Source organism: Streptomyces sp. AM8-1-1 (genome assembly GCF_032229325.1).
In the GTDB taxonomy this organism is placed as follows: Bacteria; Actinomycetota; Actinomycetes; order Streptomycetales; family Streptomycetaceae; genus Streptomyces; species Streptomyces achmelvichensis.
Genome location: NZ_CP135086.1, coordinates 3,652,500 through 3,670,088, shown reverse-complemented (window position 1 = coordinate 3,670,088; position 17,589 = coordinate 3,652,500). Strand labels below are relative to the sequence as shown.

14 protein-coding genes and 3 rRNA genes are annotated in these 17,589 nt (G+C 65.8%); 14 read left to right on the top strand and 3 right to left on the bottom strand.

Annotated elements, in window-relative coordinates; genetic code table 11:
• Positions 1–5: 5 nt before the first annotated feature.
• Both RPQ07_RS16510 and RPQ07_RS16505 read left to right on the top strand, forming a co-directional pair.
• Positions 6–821: an ABC transporter ATP-binding protein gene (locus RPQ07_RS16510; protein WP_313944907.1), complete on the top strand. Its 816-nt coding sequence runs from the start codon at positions 6–8 to the stop codon at positions 819–821.
• Positions 818–1,555 (top strand): ABC transporter permease, encoded by a 738-nt coding sequence (locus tag RPQ07_RS16505; protein WP_313944906.1) that lies wholly within the window; start codon positions 818–820, stop codon positions 1,553–1,555. The genes RPQ07_RS16510 and RPQ07_RS16505 overlap by 4 nt, the downstream gene beginning before the upstream one ends.
• Before the next feature lie 5 nt (positions 1,556–1,560).
• Here the strand turns inward: RPQ07_RS16505 and RPQ07_RS16500 are convergent, their stop codons facing one another.
• Positions 1,561–2,193, bottom strand: a complete 633-nt coding sequence (locus RPQ07_RS16500) for a hypothetical protein (RefSeq protein ID WP_313944905.1) — start codon at positions 2,191–2,193, stop codon at positions 1,561–1,563.
• Positions 2,186–2,692 carry a SigE family RNA polymerase sigma factor gene (locus RPQ07_RS16495; RefSeq protein ID WP_313944904.1) on the bottom strand — a complete coding sequence of 169 codons (507 nt, stop codon included), beginning with the start codon at positions 2,690–2,692 and terminating at the stop codon, positions 2,186–2,188. Before RPQ07_RS16495 ends, RPQ07_RS16500 begins: the two co-directional genes overlap by 8 nt.
• A gap of 138 nt (positions 2,693–2,830) precedes the next feature.
• On the opposite strand from RPQ07_RS16495, the gene RPQ07_RS16490 reads away from it, so the two are divergent.
• Both RPQ07_RS16490 and proC read left to right on the top strand, forming a co-directional pair.
• Complete coding sequence (locus RPQ07_RS16490) at positions 2,831–3,763, top strand: L,D-transpeptidase (RefSeq protein WP_313944903.1); 933 nt, start codon at positions 2,831–2,833, stop codon at positions 3,761–3,763.
• A 238-nt stretch (positions 3,764–4,001) separates the two neighbouring features.
• Positions 4,002–4,811: a pyrroline-5-carboxylate reductase gene (gene proC / locus RPQ07_RS16485; RefSeq protein ID WP_313944902.1), complete on the top strand. Its 810-nt coding sequence runs from the start codon at positions 4,002–4,004 to the stop codon at positions 4,809–4,811.
• A gap of 66 nt (positions 4,812–4,877) precedes the next feature.
• On the opposite strand, the gene trpS is transcribed toward proC, so the two are convergent.
• Complete coding sequence (trpS, locus tag RPQ07_RS16480) at positions 4,878–5,873, bottom strand: tryptophan--tRNA ligase (RefSeq protein WP_313944901.1); 996 nt, start codon at positions 5,871–5,873, stop codon at positions 4,878–4,880.
• Positions 5,874–6,708: 835 nt separating this feature from the next.
• On the opposite strand from trpS, the gene RPQ07_RS16475 reads away from it, so the two are divergent.
• The 10 genes from RPQ07_RS16475 to RPQ07_RS16430 all read left to right on the top strand — a co-directional run bounded on the left by RPQ07_RS16475 (position 6,709) and on the right by RPQ07_RS16430 (position 17,436).
• Positions 6,709–8,231 (top strand): 16S ribosomal RNA (locus RPQ07_RS16475).
• Positions 8,232–8,545: 314 nt separating this feature from the next.
• Positions 8,546–11,673: ribosomal RNA gene (locus RPQ07_RS16470) — 23S ribosomal RNA — on the top strand.
• An 88-nt stretch (positions 11,674–11,761) separates the two neighbouring features.
• Positions 11,762–11,878, top strand: a 5S ribosomal RNA gene (rrf, locus tag RPQ07_RS16465).
• The 16S, 23S and 5S rRNA genes sit together here, the layout of an rRNA operon.
• Before the next feature lie 94 nt (positions 11,879–11,972).
• Positions 11,973–12,794: a hypothetical protein gene (locus RPQ07_RS16460; RefSeq protein ID WP_313944900.1), complete on the top strand. Its 822-nt coding sequence runs from the start codon at positions 11,973–11,975 to the stop codon at positions 12,792–12,794.
• Positions 12,795–12,813: 19 nt separating this feature from the next.
• A complete protein-coding gene (locus RPQ07_RS16455) occupies positions 12,814–13,458 on the top strand; it encodes an HAD family hydrolase (protein WP_313944899.1) in 645 nt (214 codons plus the stop codon).
• Positions 13,459–13,522: 64 nt separating this feature from the next.
• Positions 13,523–14,773 carry an MFS transporter gene (locus tag RPQ07_RS16450; RefSeq protein ID WP_313944898.1) on the top strand — a complete coding sequence of 417 codons (1,251 nt, stop codon included), beginning with the start codon at positions 13,523–13,525 and terminating at the stop codon, positions 14,771–14,773.
• Positions 14,724–15,899, top strand: coding sequence for an acetoin utilization protein AcuC (locus tag RPQ07_RS16445; protein ID WP_313944897.1), 1,176 nt, complete (start codon positions 14,724–14,726; stop codon positions 15,897–15,899). Before RPQ07_RS16450 ends, RPQ07_RS16445 begins: the two co-directional genes overlap by 50 nt.
• A gap of 159 nt (positions 15,900–16,058) precedes the next feature.
• The gene (locus tag RPQ07_RS16440) at positions 16,059–16,874 is read left to right on the top strand and encodes a phosphatase (RefSeq protein ID WP_313944896.1); all 816 of its coding nucleotides are present in this window, start codon (positions 16,059–16,061) and stop codon (positions 16,872–16,874) included.
• A gap of 128 nt (positions 16,875–17,002) precedes the next feature.
• A complete protein-coding gene (locus RPQ07_RS16435; RefSeq protein ID WP_014046653.1) occupies positions 17,003–17,215 on the top strand; it encodes a helix-turn-helix domain-containing protein in 213 nt (70 codons plus the stop codon).
• Positions 17,216–17,337: 122 nt separating this feature from the next.
• The gene (locus RPQ07_RS16430; protein ID WP_003948845.1) at positions 17,338–17,436 is read left to right on the top strand and encodes a 30S ribosomal protein bS22; all 99 of its coding nucleotides are present in this window, start codon (positions 17,338–17,340) and stop codon (positions 17,434–17,436) included.
• Positions 17,437–17,589: the final 153 nt, after the last annotated feature.

Here is a 17,589-nt window from a genome sequence, read left to right as displayed (position 1 = left end):
ATCACATGATGAATTCTTCCGGGGTTGCCGTAGTGGCCCGCGGCCTCACCGTCGTACGAGGGGACCGCACCGTCCTGCGGGGTGTCGACTTCACCGTCACGACCGGCCGGATCACCGGCCTGCTCGGACCGTCCGGCTGCGGCAAATCGACCCTCATGCGCGCACTCGTCGGAACACAGGCCCACGTCACCGGAACACTCGACGTCCTCGGCAGGCCCGCGGGCGACGCGGCCCTCCGCTCCCGCATCGGCTACGTCACCCAGGCACCGTCGGTCTACGACGACCTGACGGTGCGCCAGAACCTCGAGTACTTCGCCTCGGTCCTGGAGCCGGGACGCCGGCACCGCGACGCCCGCCAGGAGCACGTCGGCCGGGCCATCGCCGAAGTCGACCTCGTCTCCCACGCCGACTCCCTCGCCGGACGGCTCTCCGGCGGCCAGCGCAGCCGCGTCTCGCTCGCCGTCGCCCTCCTCGGCACCCCCGAACTGCTGGTGCTCGACGAACCGACAGTCGGCCTCGACCCCGTCCTGCGCCGCGATCTGTGGGACCTCTTCCACCGCCTCGCCGACGAACGCGGCACGACGATCCTCGTCTCCTCCCATGTGATGGACGAAGCCGAACGCTGCCACCGCCTCCTCCTCATGCGCGAAGGCGAGATCCTCGCCGAGGACACCCCCGACGACCTGCGGTTCCGTACCCGTTCCGAGACGGTCGAGGCCGCCTTCCTGCACTTGGTCGACCAGGCCGATGCCCGCGGGCCCGCCGGTGACACCCGGCAGGAGACCGCTTCGACCGACGCCATCCAGGAGAACGCCCGATGAGCACCGCCCGCACCCTCGCCACCGCCGGCCGCGTCCTGCGTCAACTGCGCCACGACCGCCGGTCCATCGCCCTGATGGTCCTCGTCCCGTGCGTGATGCTCTTCCTGCTGCGCTACGTCTTCGACGGCAGCGAGCGGACCTTCGACTCCATCGGCGCCTCGCTGCTCGGCATCTTCCCGCTGATCACGATGTTCCTGGTGGCCTCCATCGCCACTTTGCGCGAGCGCACCTCCGGCACCCTGGAACGACTGCTCGCGATGCCGCTCGGCAAGGGCGATCTGATCGCCGGCTACGCCCTGGCCTTCGGCCTCGTCGCCGTCGTCCAGTCCCTCCTCGCCACCGGCCTCGCGCTGTGGGTACTGGGCCTGGACGTCGTCGGCTCGCCCTGGCTGCTGCTCCTCGTCGCGCTGCTCGACGCCCTGCTCGGCACGGCACTCGGCCTCTTCGTCTCGGCATTCGCCGCCTCCGAATTCCAGGCGGTGCAGTTCATGCCGGCGGTGATCTTCCCGCAGCTGCTGCTCTGCGGTCTGTTCACCGCACGCGACCAGATGCAGCCCGTCCTGGAGGGGATCTCGAACGTCCTGCCCATGTCGTACGCCGTCGACGCCATGACCGAGGTGCTGCACCATCCGGACGCCACGGGTGACTTCATCCGCGACGTGCTGATCGTGGCGGCCTGCGCGGTCCTGGTGCTGGCGCTCGGCGCGGCGACCCTGCGCCGCCGTACGGCCTGACGCTTCTACTTCAGTGTGACGGTGTCGCCGACGTTCAGCCGGTCGTAGACCCACCCGGCATCGGCGGCAGGCACCCGCAGCACACTCCGGTTCATGGGGCTGCCGGAGGCGTCGTCCGCGAACAGATACAGCACCTCGCCGCTCGGCAGCGAGAGCTCCACCACCCAGCTCGCCTCGATGTTGTACCCGCTGTCCGGCGGGGCCGACAGCGACACGGGGATCTTCCGCCTCGGATCCTTGTACTTGACCTTCGCGCTGCCCGCGGTGACGTCGTCCCTCATCGTCAGACGGAAGGACCGGAGCTTCTCACCGGCCGGCTCGAAGGTCAGCAGCTTCCTACGGAGGTCGATGCGGGCAGGGGCGGACGCAGGCACGGGAGCCGTCAACGACGGGTTCGGCGCTTCGGTAGCCACCGGCCGCCGGACCTCCTTGCTCCCGTCCATCACCCACGGCACCCCCACCGCGGCACCCATGCCCAGCACGACGACCGCGGCCGTCGCCACGGCAGCCCGTCGGCGTCGCCCGCGCGCCTCACCGCGCCGCCGGATCTGCCCGCCCGACAGGGGCGGCGGCACCGAAGCATCGGCGGCCAGCACCCGCAGCGCGGAACCCAGTTCGTCCGGCTCGTGCTCAGACACGGCTGCCCTCCCTCTCGTCCGCGGGCTCACCCGGAGACAACAGTTTGGCGAGAGCGGCACGCCCACGCGACAGCCGGGCCTTGACGGTCCCTGTCGGGGACCCCGTCTCCGCCGCGATCTGCTCGACGCTCAGATCGCACAGATGATGCAGCACTACCGCCTGCCGCTGGGGCTCCGGCAGTTGCCGCAACGCCTGCACGAGCATGGTGTGTTCCGGACCGGGGCCCGGCATCCGGTCCACCGGCGCCTGGTGGCGCACCAGCTCCACCCACCGCTTCGCCCGTCGCCACCGGCTCACCGCGAGCCGCATCGCGACCGTACGGATCCACGCCTCGGGGGCCTCGTCCGCCAGAAGGGAGGCACGACGGTCCCAGGCACGGACGAACGCCTCCTGGACGACATCCTGCGCCTCGCCGTGATCACCCGTCAGCGCGTACAGCTGCCCCACCAACCGGGGGAAAGCGGTCGCGTAGAAGGTGTCGAACTCCTCCTCGGTCACGAGCGGTAGGACAGCCCTCACCCTTCCGCGGTTCCACGGAAAACCGTCTTCCCGACGTGCAACCCGAGCCTCCCGCCGTGCGTACAGAAGCCGGACACGCTCCGGCTGATGACCAGCCGGCCCAGGGGGAGGACACTCATGCGACGACACATCGCCGCCGCCGTACTCGGTATGGCCTGCGCACTCGCGCTCACCGGCTGCTCGGACACCGGCGTACTGCCGGACGCGGCCGCCGCCGAGCGCCCCGAAGCCACGGCTTCCGCCCCCGCGAAGCCGAAGCCCACGGCGACCCCGGTGTCGCCCACCACCCTCGGACACCTCGCCGAGGCCTCCGTCAACATCACCGACGGCGCACGCGTCGGCGTCGGCATGCCCATATCGGTGACCTTCGCCCAGCCCGTGCCCCGGGCCGAGCGCGCCGATGTGGAACGGCAGCTCAAGGTCACCGCCGACCCCGGTGTCGACGGCGCCTGGGCCTGGATCAAGGACCACAACCACCACCTGGGCCAGCGGGTCGACTTCCGTCCCCGTACGTTCTGGAGGCCGGACACCGAGGTCAGCGTCCAGGCCGGCCCCGAGATCTCCCGGTCCTTCACCATCGCCCGCTCCCTGGTGGCCACGGTCGACGTGCGCACCCACCGGATGACCGTCGTCAAGGACGGCGCCCCCACGCAGAAGATCCCGATCACCGCGGGCCGCCCGCCCTACGACACGTGGAACGGCACCATGGTCGTCCTCGACAAGCAGCGCAAGGTCCTCATGGACTCGCGCACGGTCAACATCGCCGACCCCTACCGCGGCTGGTACGGCTACGCCGTGCACCTGACCACGTCGGGCACCTACCTCCACGAGAACAAGCGGGCGAACGTCTACGCCGGCGAGGCCAACGTCACCCACGGCTGTGTCGGCCTCGCCGACGACGGCACCGCCCGCCGGTTCTACGAACAGGTCATCCCCGGCGACGTCGTCCGCGTCGTGAACTCCAAGGACCAGGTGGCCCCCGGCAACGGCTACGGCGACTGGAACCTCTCCTGGAACGAGTGGCGCTCCCGCAGCGCCCTCAACGCCTGACCGGATCCTGATCGCCTCCCGACCGGGCGCCGAAGGAACCGGGCGCCGAAGGACCAGACGCCGAACGGACCAGACGCCGAACGGACCGGGCGCCGGACGGACGGGCGCCGGACGGACCGGCGTCCGGGGGCGCGGCACGGGGCTCACCACCCGTACCGCCCCTCGGACGCCCCGGCGCCGGTATGCCTCCGGTGCGAGGATGAGCGCACATATCCCCACCGGCGAGGTGAACAGATCCATGACCCAGACAGTCGCAGTCCTCGGCACGGGCAAGATCGGCGAGGCACTCCTCAGCGGCATGATCCGTGCCGGCTGGCGGTCCGCCGACCTGCTGGTCACCACCCGTCGCTCCGACCGCGCCACGGAGCTCCGCACCCGCTACGGCGTCGAGCCGGTCACCAACGCCGAAGCCGCCAAGCGGGCCGACATCCTCATCCTGGCCGTGAAGCCCCAGGACATGGGCAAGCTCCTCGACGAACTCGCGCCCCACATCACCGCGGACCGGCTCATCATCAGCGCCGCGGCCGGCATCCCCACCTCCTTCATCGAGGAGCGCCTGGCCGCAGGCACACCCGTCGTCCGTGTCATGCCCAACACCCCCGTGCTCGTCGACGAGGGCATGTCCGTGATCTCCGCCGGCAACCACGCCACCGCCGGCCACCTCGCCCACGCCGAGGAGATCTTCGGCGGCGTCGGCAAGACGCTGCGGGTCCCCGAGTCCCAGCAGGACGCGGCCACCGCCCTGTCCGGATCGGGACCGGCGTACTTCTACTTCCTCGTCGAGGCCATGACCGACGCCGGCATCCTCCTCGGCCTGCCCCGCGCCCAGGCCCACGACCTCATCGTGCAGGCCGCCATCGGCGCCGCCATCATGCTTCGCGACAGCGGCGAACACCCCGTCAAGCTCCGAGAAGCCGTCACCTCCCCCGCGGGCACCACGATCAGCGCCATCCGCGAACTCGAGAACCACGGTGTGCGCGCCGCCCTGATCGCCGCCATCGAGGCGGCCCGCGACCGCAGCCGCGAGCTCGCCTCCGGCAACGGCTGACCGCCGCGCTTCCCTCGTCGCTCCGTTCACCGCCGCGGCGCCACGGCGGTGAACGGACCCGGCCGGCTACCCGGGAAGCAGCCCGATCGCCTCATAGGCGGCATTCACCCTCGGCCGGGCCATTCCCCTGGCCCGCTCCGCTCCCTTCCTCACCACCTCGTCGACGTGTCCCGCGTCCGCCGCCAGCTCGGCATAGCGCTCCCTGATCGGCCTCAGCAGCTCCACCACCGCGTCGGCCGTGTCCTTCTTCAAGGCCCCGTACGACTCGTATACACCGGCCAGCTCGATCGGGTTCCCACCGGAACAGGACGCCAGGATCTCCAGGAGATTCGCGACGCCCGGACTGTTCTCCCGGTCGTACGCGACCTCGCTGCCGCTGTCCGTCACCGCGCGCATGATCTTCTTGCGCACCACGTCCGCGTCGTCGAGGAGATAGATGATTCCGGCGCCCGGCTCGTGCGACTTCCCCATCTTCGACGTGGGGTCCTGAAGGTCCATGACCCGCGCCGCGACCGACGGATGCGTCGCCTTCGGCACCGTGAAGGTGTGCCCGTACCGCTGGTTGAACCGCACGGCGAGATCCCTGGCCAGCTCCACATGCTGCGTCTGGTCCTCACCCACAGGGACCTCGTCCGTCCCGTAGGCCAGGATGTCGGCCGCCATCAGCGCGGGATAGGTCAGCAGGGACACCCGCACGCTCTGTCCGGCCGCCCGAGCCAGCGCGCCCTTCTCCTTGTACTGGATCATCCGCCGCAGCTCGCCGTCCGTGGCCGTGCACTCCAGCAGATACGAGAGCCGGGTGTGTTCGTCCACATGGCTCTGTACGAACAGGGTGCACAGCTCCGGATCCAGCCCCGCGGCCAGCATCATCGTGGCCGCCTGCCTGCTGAGTCTGCGCACCCGCGCGGGATCGTGCTCGATCGTCAGAGCGTGCAGATCGACCACGCTGAACAGCGCGTCCGTCTCATGCTGGTCGACCTCGACCCACCGCCGCAGTGCCCCGAGGTAGTTGCCCAGCGTGAGGTGCCCTGTCGGCTTGATCCCGCTGAAGATCCGCGTCATCACGTTCTCCGTCTCCTGATCGAAGCCGCCGCACCGAGCGGCCGGCCCCCAGGGGAAGGAGAAACGAAAACGGCCGCCGAGGCGGCGGCCGTTGGGTGCATACGTGCGTGCCGGCCGCCGTCAGGCGGCCCACCACTGAAGGAAGCACGTACGCGAGGTCATGCAGCAGAGGCTACGGCACCGGGCGCCGGTTGACACGGCAAACGCGGGTACGTAGTGTTCTCCGAGTTGTCCGACGTGAGCACCGACTTCGGTTGGTCCCCGGACAGCCATTCCGCAGGACACACTACGAGCGAGCGACACTTCGTCGCTTGTCTTTCTGTGCGCGTTTGCGAAATGAGGAATCTGCGTTCGAACGGACGCGGCCCCGATTAGCGTCGGGGCGGATGATTCCGCTAAAGTCTCACTCGTCGGAACGGCCCAACAGCCGGAATGACAACCCGAGTTCGACCGGGAATCAGGCCCGAAAGGATCTGATAGAGTCGGAATCGCCGGAAAGCCGAAAGGCCGGAAAGCAGCCCCGCCGACTGGGGAATCGGACACGAAAGAGTCTGATAGAGTCGGAAACGCAAGACCGAAGGGAAGCGCCCGGAGGAAAGCCCGAGAGGGTGAGTACAAAGGAAGCGTCCGTTCCTTGAGAACTCAACAGCGTGCCAAAAGTCAACGCCAGATATGTTGATACCCCGTCCATCTTCGGATGGCGAGGTTCCTTTGAAAGTCCTGCCGGCCCCGTGTGGTTGGTAGGCAATGACACAGCGAGGACGCTGTGAACAGTCGGTCCTATTCCGATCGGCTGTTCCGCTCTTGTGGTGTTCATCCCGATTACGGGAAAACATTCATGGAGAGTTTGATCCTGGCTCAGGACGAACGCTGGCGGCGTGCTTAACACATGCAAGTCGAACGATGAAGCCCTTCGGGGTGGATTAGTGGCGAACGGGTGAGTAACACGTGGGCAATCTGCCCTTCACTCTGGGACAAGCCCTGGAAACGGGGTCTAATACCGGATAACACTCCTTCCTGCATGGGGAGGGGTTGAAAGCTCCGGCGGTGAAGGATGAGCCCGCGGCCTATCAGCTTGTTGGTGGGGTGATGGCCTACCAAGGCGACGACGGGTAGCCGGCCTGAGAGGGCGACCGGCCACACTGGGACTGAGACACGGCCCAGACTCCTACGGGAGGCAGCAGTGGGGAATATTGCACAATGGGCGAAAGCCTGATGCAGCGACGCCGCGTGAGGGATGACGGCCTTCGGGTTGTAAACCTCTTTCAGCAGGGAAGAAGCGAAAGTGACGGTACCTGCAGAAGAAGCGCCGGCTAACTACGTGCCAGCAGCCGCGGTAATACGTAGGGCGCAAGCGTTGTCCGGAATTATTGGGCGTAAAGAGCTCGTAGGCGGCTTGTCACGTCGGATGTGAAAGCCCGGGGCTTAACCCCGGTCTGCATTCGATACGGGCTAGCTAGAGTGTGGTAGGGGAGATCGGAATTCCTGGTGTAGCGGTGAAATGCGCAGATATCAGGAGGAACACCGGTGGCGAAGGCGGATCTCTGGGCCATTACTGACGCTGAGGAGCGAAAGCGTGGGGAGCGAACAGGATTAGATACCCTGGTAGTCCACGCCGTAAACGTTGGGAACTAGGTGTTGGCGACATTCCACGTCGTCGGTGCCGCAGCTAACGCATTAAGTTCCCCGCCTGGGGAGTACGGCCGCAAGGCTAAAACTCAAAGGAATTGACGGGGGCCCGCACAAGCAGCGGAGCATGTGGCTTAATTCGACGCAACGCGAAGAACCTTACCAAGGCTTGACATCGCCCGGAAAGCATCAGAGATGGTGCCCCCTTGTGGTCGGGTGACAGGTGGTGCATGGCTGTCGTCAGCTCGTGTCGTGAGATGTTGGGTTAAGTCCCGCAACGAGCGCAACCCTTGTTCTGTGTTGCCAGCATGCCCTTCGGGGTGATGGGGACTCACAGGAGACTGCCGGGGTCAACTCGGAGGAAGGTGGGGACGACGTCAAGTCATCATGCCCCTTATGTCTTGGGCTGCACACGTGCTACAATGGCCGGTACAATGAGCTGCGATGCCGCGAGGCGGAGCGAATCTCAAAAGCCGGTCTCAGTTCGGATTGGGGTCTGCAACTCGACCCCATGAAGTCGGAGTTGCTAGTAATCGCAGATCAGCATTGCTGCGGTGAATACGTTCCCGGGCCTTGTACACACCGCCCGTCACGTCACGAAAGTCGGTAACACCCGAAGCCGGTGGCCCAACCCCTTGTGGGAGGGAGCTGTCGAAGGTGGGACTGGCGATTGGGACGAAGTCGTAACAAGGTAGCCGTACCGGAAGGTGCGGCTGGATCACCTCCTTTCTAAGGAGCACTTCTTACCGGATCTTCGGATCAGGTCAGAGGCCAGTACATCGGCGAATGTCCGGTGCTGGTTGCTCATGGGTGGAACGTTGACTATTCGGCACGATCGGTCATCCGGTTGTTAGTACTGCTCTTCGGAGTGTGGAACGCGGCGGAGGGTTGATTGTGCCGGGCGCGCTGTTGGGTATCTGAGGGTACGGGCAGAAAGTTGTCTGAACCTTCGCGATGCCGGCCCCAGTGAACTCGCCCTGTTGGGTGGGGTGGTGGGTGGCTGGTCGTTGCTTGAGAACTGCACAGTGGACGCGAGCATCTGTGGCCAAGTTTTTAAGGGCGCACGGTGGATGCCTTGGCACCAGGAACCGATGAAGGACGTGGGAGGCCACGATAGTCCCCGGGGAGTCGTCAACCAGGCTTTGATCCGGGGGTTTCCGAATGGGAAACCCGGCAGTCGTCATGGGCTGTCACCCGCTGCTGAACACATAGGCAGTGTGGAGGGAACGAGGGGAAGTGAAACATCTCAGTACCCTCAGGAAGAGAAAACAACCGTGATTCCGGGAGTAGTGGCGAGCGAAACCGGATGAGGCCAAACCGTATGCGTGTGATACCCGGCAGGGGTTGCGCATGCGGGGTTGTGGGATCTCTTTATCATCGTCTGCCGGCGGTGAGACGAGTCAGAAACCGTATGGATAGGCGAAGGACATGCGAAAGGTCCGGCGTAGAGGGTAAGACCCCCGTAGCTGAAATTCATGCGGCTCGTTTAAGAGACACCCAAGTAGCACGGGGCCCGAGAAATCCCGTGTGAATCTGGCGGGACCACCCGTTAAGCCTAAATATTCCCTGGTGACCGATAGCGGATAGTACCGTGAGGGAATGGTGAAAAGTACCGCGGGAGCGGAGTGAAATAGTACCTGAAACCGTGTGCCTACAAGCCGTGGGAGCGTCGCGCAAGGAACTTGTTCCTTGCGTCGTGACTGCGTGCCTTTTGAAGAATGAGCCTGCGAGTTTGCGGTGTGTTGCGAGGTTAACCCGTGTGGGGAAGCCGTAGCGAAAGCGAGTCCGAATAGGGCGACTTAGTAGCGCGCTCAAGACCCGAAGCGGAGTGATCTAGCCATGGGCAGGTTGAAGCGGCTGTAAGAGGTCGTGGAGGACCGAACCCACCAGGGTTGAAAACCTGGGGGATGACCTGTGGTTAGGGGTGAAAGGCCAATCAAACTCCGTGATAGCTGGTTCTCCCCGAAATGCATTTAGGTGCAGCGTCGTGTGTTTCTTGCCGGAGGTAGAGCACTGGATAGGCGATGGGCCCTACCGGGTTACTGACCTTAGCCAAACTCCGAATGCCGGTAAGTGAGAGCACGGCAGTGAGACTGTGGGGGATAAGCTCCATGGTCGAGAGGGAAACAGCCCAGAGCATCGACTAAGGCCCCTAAGCGTACGCTAAGTGGGAAAGGATGTGGAGTCGCAGAGACAACCAGGAGGTTGGCTTAGAAGCAGCCACCCTTGAAAGAGTGCGTAATAGCTCACTGGTCAAGTGATTCCGCGCCGACAATGTAGCGGGGCTCAAGCGTACCGCCGAAGTCGTGTCATTCGTACATATATCCCCAACGGGAGTACGGATGGGTAGGGGAGCGTCGTGTGCCGGGTGAAGCCGCGCCGGAAGGCAGTGGTGGACGGTTCACGAGTGAGAATGCAGGCATGAGTAGCGATACACACGTGAGAAACGTGTGCGCCGATTGACTAAGGGTTCCTGGGTCAAGCTGATCTGCCCAGGGTAAGTCGGGACCTAAGGCGAGGCCGACAGGCGTAGTCGATGGACAACCGGTTGATATTCCGGTACCCGCTTTGAAACGCCCAATATCGAGCCCATTAATGCTAAGCCCGTGAAGCCGTTCCGGACCCTTCGGGGAAAGGAAAGTGGTGGAGCCGGCGATCCAAGGTGGTAGTAGGTAAGCGATGGGGTGACGCAGGAAGGTAGTCCAGCCCGGGCGGTGGTTGTCCCGGGGTAAGGGTGTAGGCCGAGGGGTAGGCAAATCCGTCCCTCGTTAAGGCTGAGACCTGATGCCGAGCCGATTGTGGTGAAGTGGATGATCCTATGCTGTCGAGAAAAGCCTCTAGCGAGTTTCATGGCGGCCCGTACCCTAAACCGACTCAGGTGGTCAGGTAGAGAATACCGAGGCGTTCGGGTGAACTATGGTTAAGGAACTCGGCAAAATGCCCCGTAACTTCGGGAGAAGGGGGGGGGGGGCCATCACTGGTGAGAGGACTTGCTCCTCGAGCTGGGGGTGGCCGCAGAGACCAGCGAGAAGCGACTGTTTACTAAAAACACAGGTCCGTGCGAAGCCGTAAGGCGATGTATACGGACTGACGCCTGCCCGGTGCTGGAACGTTAAGGGGACCGGTTAGTACGCTTTCGGGCGTGCGAAGCTGAGAACTTAAGCGCCAGTAAACGGCGGTGGTAACTATAACCATCCTAAGGTAGCGAAATTCCTTGTCGGGTAAGTTCCGACCTGCACGAATGGCGTAACGACTTCTCGACTGTCTCAACCATAGGCCCGGTGAAATTGCACTACGAGTAAAGATGCTCGTTTCGCGCAGCAGGACGGAAAGACCCCGGGACCTTTACTACAGTTTGATATTGGTGTTCGGTTCGGCTTGTGTAGGATAGGTGGGAGACTGTGAAGCGGCCACGCCAGTGGTTGTGGAGTCATCGTTGAAATACCACTCTGGTCGTGCTGGATGTCTAACCTGGGTCCGTGATCCGGATCAGGGACAGTGTCTGATGGGTAGTTTAACTGGGGCGGTTGCCTCCCAAAGGGTAACGGAGGCGCCCAAAGGTTCCCTCAGCCTGGTTGGCAATCAGGTGTTGAGTGTAAGTGCACAAGGGAGCTTGACTGTGAGACCGACGGGTCGAGCAGGGACGAAAGTCGGGACTAGTGATCCGGCGGTGGCTTGTGGAAGCGCCGTCGCTCAACGGATAAAAGGTACCCCGGGGATAACAGGCTGATCTTCCCCAAGAGTCCATATCGACGGGATGGTTTGGCACCTCGATGTCGGCTCGTCGCATCCTGGGGCTGGAGTCGGTCCCAAGGGTTGGGCTGTTCGCCCATTAAAGCGGTACGCGAGCTGGGTTTAGAACGTCGTGAGACAGTTCGGTCCCTATCCGCTGTGCGCGTAGGAATATTGAGAAGGGCTGTCCCTAGTACGAGAGGACCGGGACGGACGAACCTCTGGTGTGCCAGTTGTCCTGCCAAGGGCATGGCTGGTTGGCTACGTTCGGGAGGGATAACCGCTGAAAGCATCTAAGCGGGAAGCCTGCTTCGAGATGAGTATTCCCACCTCCTTGAGAGGGTAAGGCTCCCAGTAGACGACTGGGTTGATAGGCCGGATATGGAAGCCCAGTAATGGGTGGAGTTGACCGGTACTAATAGGCCGAGGGCTTGTCCTCAGTTGCTCGCGTCCACTGTGTTAGTTCTGAAGTAACGAACTGTCGAACCCCCGTCTGTGTGGGTTCCGGGTCGATATCTTCATAGTGTTTCGGTGGTCATTGCGTTAGGGAAACGCCCGGTTACATTCCGAACCCGGAAGCTAAGCCTTTCAGCGCCGATGGTACTGCAGGGGGGACCCTGTGGGAGAGTAGGACGCCGCCGAACAATTTTTAGCCTCAACCCCCGGACCATGTCCGGGGGTTGAGGCATTTTTGCGTTGTGCGTCAGACGCTGAGCAGTGCCTCAGTACATTGGCGGCATGTGCATATCGGCGGCCGAAGCGATGTTCTCCGGGACGACTCTCTATGCGGGACGGCGCAATCATCCGGATCACGGGCTGATCCATGTCATCGGATATCAGAACACCGCGGAGAACCTGTCCGCCGGGCCTAATGCGATGGTTCTCCATCTGCCGGCCGTGCACATGACCCCGGACCACTTCATCGACGTCGGGCGGGACGCCGACATCCTGGAGCGCATGGTCGATGCCGTGCGGCCCGTCCCGGCGTCGGCGCCGGCGGTCATGGACTGGATGGGGTTCGACGACCGGACCCGCGCGGTCCATGTCTTCGAGCACGACGTCTACACCGTCGTCCTGGCCTCCGACCCGGCTCTCATCCCCTCGGCGCTCGGCCAGGTGCCCGCGCACCGGCGGCCGGCTCTCACACCCGAGCTGTTCGCGTTCTACGCGGAGCGGTACCCGACGCACACCATCGCCCTGTGCTGCTTCGACAACGCCCAGGCGCAGCGGGCCAAGCCCCTGCTCATGTGGTACGAGCCACTCGACGCAGGGCAGTTGGCGCTTCCGGCGCTGGACTGCCACACCGGTGGGGCTCCCGACCTCGAGGCCGATGTGGAGGTCGACCACTGGGTGCTGTTCGGGACGGACGAGGCCACCGGTCTGTGGGGCGGGGTCGTCGACTACCGGGTGGGGATGCGGCACCGGCTGCGGGAGTTCCTGCCGGACACCGTGGTGGGCCGCCGCTTCGAGGGGGCCATGCCCAACGGGGACTTCGTCGTCGACCACGAGGACCTGCTGACCGGAGGCCTGGACGCAGTGCGCCGCGTAGGGCCCGCCTGAGGCTCCTTAGGGTGGGGCCATGCGCTATGAACTGGTCATCTTCGACAACGACGGTGTGCTTGTCGACAGTGAGCCGATCTCGAACACCATCCTCGCCGGCTACCTGACCGAGCTGGGGCACCCCACCTCGTACGAGGACTCGCTGCGTGACTACATGGGGGCGGCTGTGCATCGTGTGCACGACCTCGTGCTGGAGCGGACCGGTAAGCGACTGCCCGAGGACTTCGACGACACGCTGCATGCTCGTGTCTTCGCCGCTTTCGAGCGGGAGTTGGTGGCTGTCGACGGAGTGACCGAGGTGCTGGGGAAGCTGGTGGCCGAAGGGGTGCCGTACTGCGTCGCGTCGTCGGGGAGCCATGAGCGGATCCGCGTCGGGCACCGGAAGACCGGGCTGGATCTGTGGTTCCGTGAGGGCAATGTCTTCAGTGCGCAGGACGTGGGCCGGGGGAAGCCGGAGCCGGATCTGTTCCTGCATGCGGCCGAGCGGATGGGTGTTGCCCCGGAGCGCTGTGTCGTCGTGGAGGACAGCCCGCTCGGAGTGACCGCGGCGAAGGCGGCCGGCATGGATGTCTACGGGTTCACCGCGATGACGGCCGCCGAGAAGCTGGCCGGTGCGAAGGGGTACTTCGGGTCCATGGCCGAGCTGCCCGAACTGCTCGTCTGATCCGGCCGATTGGTTGCGTGATCGATCTACCGCTGGGTAGGGCATCGGCCTACGCTGTCCGGCCATGACGGATGCGCGGTTGGGGCAGCGGTTGCGGCGTGGTCGCGCCTCGTTGGCGTTGAGCTTCTTCGCGCAGGGAGTGGCGTTCGCGCTGCTCGTGACGCGTATACCCGCGGTGCAGGACCGGTACGGGATATCCGACGCCCTGCTGCCCGTCTTCCTCGCGGCGGTGCCGATTCTCGCCGGTGCGGGGAGCGTGGTCACCGAGCGGCTGGTGCGGCGGATCGCCCCCAGTGCCGTACTGCGGTGGTCCCAGCCGGTGGTGATGCTGGCGCTGCTGGGGGTCGCCGCCGGGACCGACGTGTGGCAGGTCGCGGTCTCCCTCGGGGTCTTCGGGCTCGCGGTGGGTGCGCTGGACGCGTCCATGAACATGCTCGGGGTGAGCCTTCAGCGGGCGTACGGGCGCAGCATCATGCTCGGTTTCCATGCGGCGTACAGCCTCGGTGGGATCGCCGGCGCCTCGCTGGCGTGGGCGGGCGCGCACTGGGACCTGTCGCTGTTGGTCTCGTATCTGCCGGTGGTGGGTGTGCTGCTGCCGGTGGTGCTGGTGGCGAGCCGGTGGTACGCCGACCAGGAGCCGGTCCCGCAGACACAGGCGCAGGCGGGGGAGCGCGACGGGGCGGGTGCCGGGTTCCGGTTGCTGCTGCCGTTCTGCCTGGTGATGGCGTTCGCCTACATCGGGGACTCGACGGTCTCCAACTGGAGCGCGAAGTATCTGCAGGACGTGCTCGGGAGCTCGGAGGAGGTCGCGACCGTCCCGTACAACGCGTACATGGTGACGACCCTGCTGGGCCGGGCGGTGGGCGACCTGGGCGTGCGGCGGTTCGGTGCCGTGGCGGTCGTGCGGTGCGGGACGGTGCTGGCGGCGGCCGGCTTCGCCGTGGTGGCGGTGGCTCCCGGGCCCGCGGTGGGGATTCTCGGCTTCACCCTGCTGGGGTTCGGGCTGTGTGTGATCGTGCCGCAGACGTTCGCCGCGGCCGGGCGGCGGGCGGTCGAGGCCGGGGGGCCCGGGGCGAGCGATGCGGCGGTGGCCAGGCTCAACGTCTTCAACTATGTCGGATTCCTGGTCGGTTCACCGCTCGTCGGGGCGCTCGGGGACGCCTGGAGCTATCGGTGGGCGATGGTCGTGCCGATGGTGTTGGTGCTGGTGACGTTGCGGTACGCCCGCTCGTTCGGCGCGGAGCCGGCCGGATACGGTGGCGGGCATGAGCGGCCGCGGATTGTTGATGTGGGACGAGGCGGTAACGAAGTATGACTTCGGGAGCAGCCATCCGATGGACCCGGTGCGGCTCGCGCTGACCATGGGGTTGGTGCGGGCGTACGGGCTGGACCGTGCGCTGGACGTGGTGTCCGCGAAGTCTGCCGGGGACTCCACGCTCCGGCTCGTGCACCGTGAGGACTATGTGGCGGCGGTCCGGGCGGCTTCGGCGGACCCGAAGTCGGCGGACCAGTCGTACGGGCTCGGCACGATGGACGATCCGGCCTTCGCGGGGATGCACGAGGCGTCCGCGCTGATCGCGGGGCAGTCGGTCGGGGCCGCTGAGGCGGTCTGGCGGGGTGAGGCCGCGCATGCGGTGAACTTCGCGGGCGGTCTGCACCATGCGATGCCCGGTTCGGCCTCGGGGTTCTGCATCTACAACGACGCGTCGCTGGCGATCGCGCGGCTGCTGGAGCTGGGTGCGGAGCGGGTCGCGTACGTCGATGTGGATGTGCATCACGGGGACGGCGTCCAGGCGGCGTTCTGGGACGATCCGCGGGTGCTGACGATCTCGATGCACGAGCATCCGCGGATGCTGTTCCCCGGTACCGGCTGGCCGGAGGAGACCGGCGGGGACGGTGCGGCGGCGGGCAGCGCGGTCAATCTGGCGCTGCCGGCCGGGACCGGCGACGAGGGCTGGCTGCGGGCGTTCCATGCGGTGGTGCCGGAGCTGCTGGCCGACTTCCGGCCGGACGTCCTGGTGACGCAGCACGGGGCGGACACGCACTTCGAGGACCCGCTGGCGCATCTGGCGGTGTCGCTGGACGCACAGCGGGCGGTACAGGAGTCGTGCCATGCGCTGGCCCACGACCATGTGGACGGCGGCCGGTGGGTCGCGCTCGGGGGCGGCGGGTACGCGGTGGTGGACGTGGTCCCCAGGTCGTGGACGCATCTGGTGGGGATCGCCGGACATGCGCCGGTGGACCCGGAGTCGGTGATCCCGTCGACGTGGCGGGACGAGGTGTACGCGCGGACGCGGCAGCTGGGGCCGGGACGGATGACGGACGGCCGTACGCCGACGTGGCGCGAGTGGGAGGCGGGTTACGACCCGGCGGACCGTCTGGACCAGGCGGTGCTGGCGACGCGGCGGACGGTGTTCCCGCTCAGGGGGCTGCTGCCGTAGGCGGACTGCCCCGACCGGCACCGGCGGGTGAGCGGCACCGAGTGGCGGCCGCGTGGCCGTACGGCACTGCTCCGTCCGCCCTTACTCCCGTTACGCCAACCGTGCGGTCACTCCCTCCTTTTCGTACGGGCCCGCGTCCGCTGCGGGAGCATCGGGAGCGTGTTGAGTACCGGAGCGCTGCGGGCGCATCTTCTGGCGGCCCGGTTGGCCGGGTCCGTCGCCACGTCGCGGGAGGCGAGTCTGCGCAGTTACCGGCTCTTCGCCGCGCGTGATCCCCGCGCCACCCTCGGACTCCTTCCCGAACGGGACTGGAGCGAGCGGGAGTTGATCGCTCTGATGGCCGACAGGTGTGGTGTTTCGGACGATCCCGCCTGTGTCGACGGGCCCGATGTCATCGACCCCGAGCGGACGCTGACCGCGCTCGCCGCCTTCGCCGAACGGCTCGGTGCCGTTGCTGCTCGTGGGGGAGCTGTGCTGCTCGGGACCGGGCATCCGCACCGGCTGCTCGGGTTCTACGCCGGGCTGGCAGACGCTTTGTCGGCGGCGGGCTGCGTCGTTCTCACCCCCGCGCAGGGGCGATGTGTCGACATAACGACCCGGTTCGGCGTACGCACGTACAACCTTGAGTACGTACGGGGCGTCGCGATGGTGCGCGAGGCCGGCGCCCGGGGCACCGGGAGTGAGACCGGCGCACACTCCCATTCCCCCCTGCCGGTTCGGGTCGCCCTGGAGGGTGTCGCGGAGGGCCAAGGGCCCCTGCCGGACCTGGTCGTCGGTGACCACGGCTGGGTCTGCGGGGCAGGTCAGCTGGGGATTGACGCGATCGGGCTCGCCGACACCGACGATCCGGCGCTCTTCGTGGGGGAGGCCGAGGGGCAGGTGTCCGTGGTCGTTCCGCTTGATGACGCTGTGCGGTCCGATTACTACCTACCGCTGACGCGCTATGTACTCAATCGAGCGTGTCTGTCACAGTAGGCGGCCGATCGCTGCTCCTCTTCCCCACTCGCACCACCCGCCCCTAGTCTGGGGAGTGAGCGCACAGCGACGAAGAGTCACCGGAGGGGAAGCCGGTGTGCGTCATGTGCGGAAGGTACAGGTGGGTCATGGCTGCTGGCAGCGAGAGGCCTCTCAACGAGGTCAAGTTCCTTACCGTGGCGGAGGTCGCCTCGGTGATGAGGGTGTCGAAGATGACCGTGTACCGGTTGGTGCACAGTGGTCATCTGCCGGCCATCCGGGTGGGGAGGTCCTTCCGGGTACCGGAGCAAGCGGTTCACGAATACCTCCGCGAGTCCTTTGTGGGGGTGGAATCCGCGTAGCCCGAGCAGGGCGGCTGCCCTCGGATTACAAGCTCGGGGTTATGGCGGGTAGGCTAGGCCGACGTAGGTCGTGTGGGCCCAGACGCCCCGCACCGAGTGAAGAGAAGTGAGCGAGGGTAGTCGTGGGCTCTGTTATCAAGAAGCGGCGCAAGCGGATGGCGAAGAAGAAGCACCGCAAGCTGCTCAAGCGCACCCGCGTTCAGCGTCGTAACAAGAAGTAGTTCGTTACGGCAGCTGTACGTGTCATCACGGCCCCTCCACCGTTTCGGTGGAGGGGCCGCGGTGCGTCCACTGGCGAAACAGCGTCGTGCGGTCATCACAGCGCAACACCGAACCGCTACGGTGACGGATAAGGGTGGGGTGGACCTAAGGGA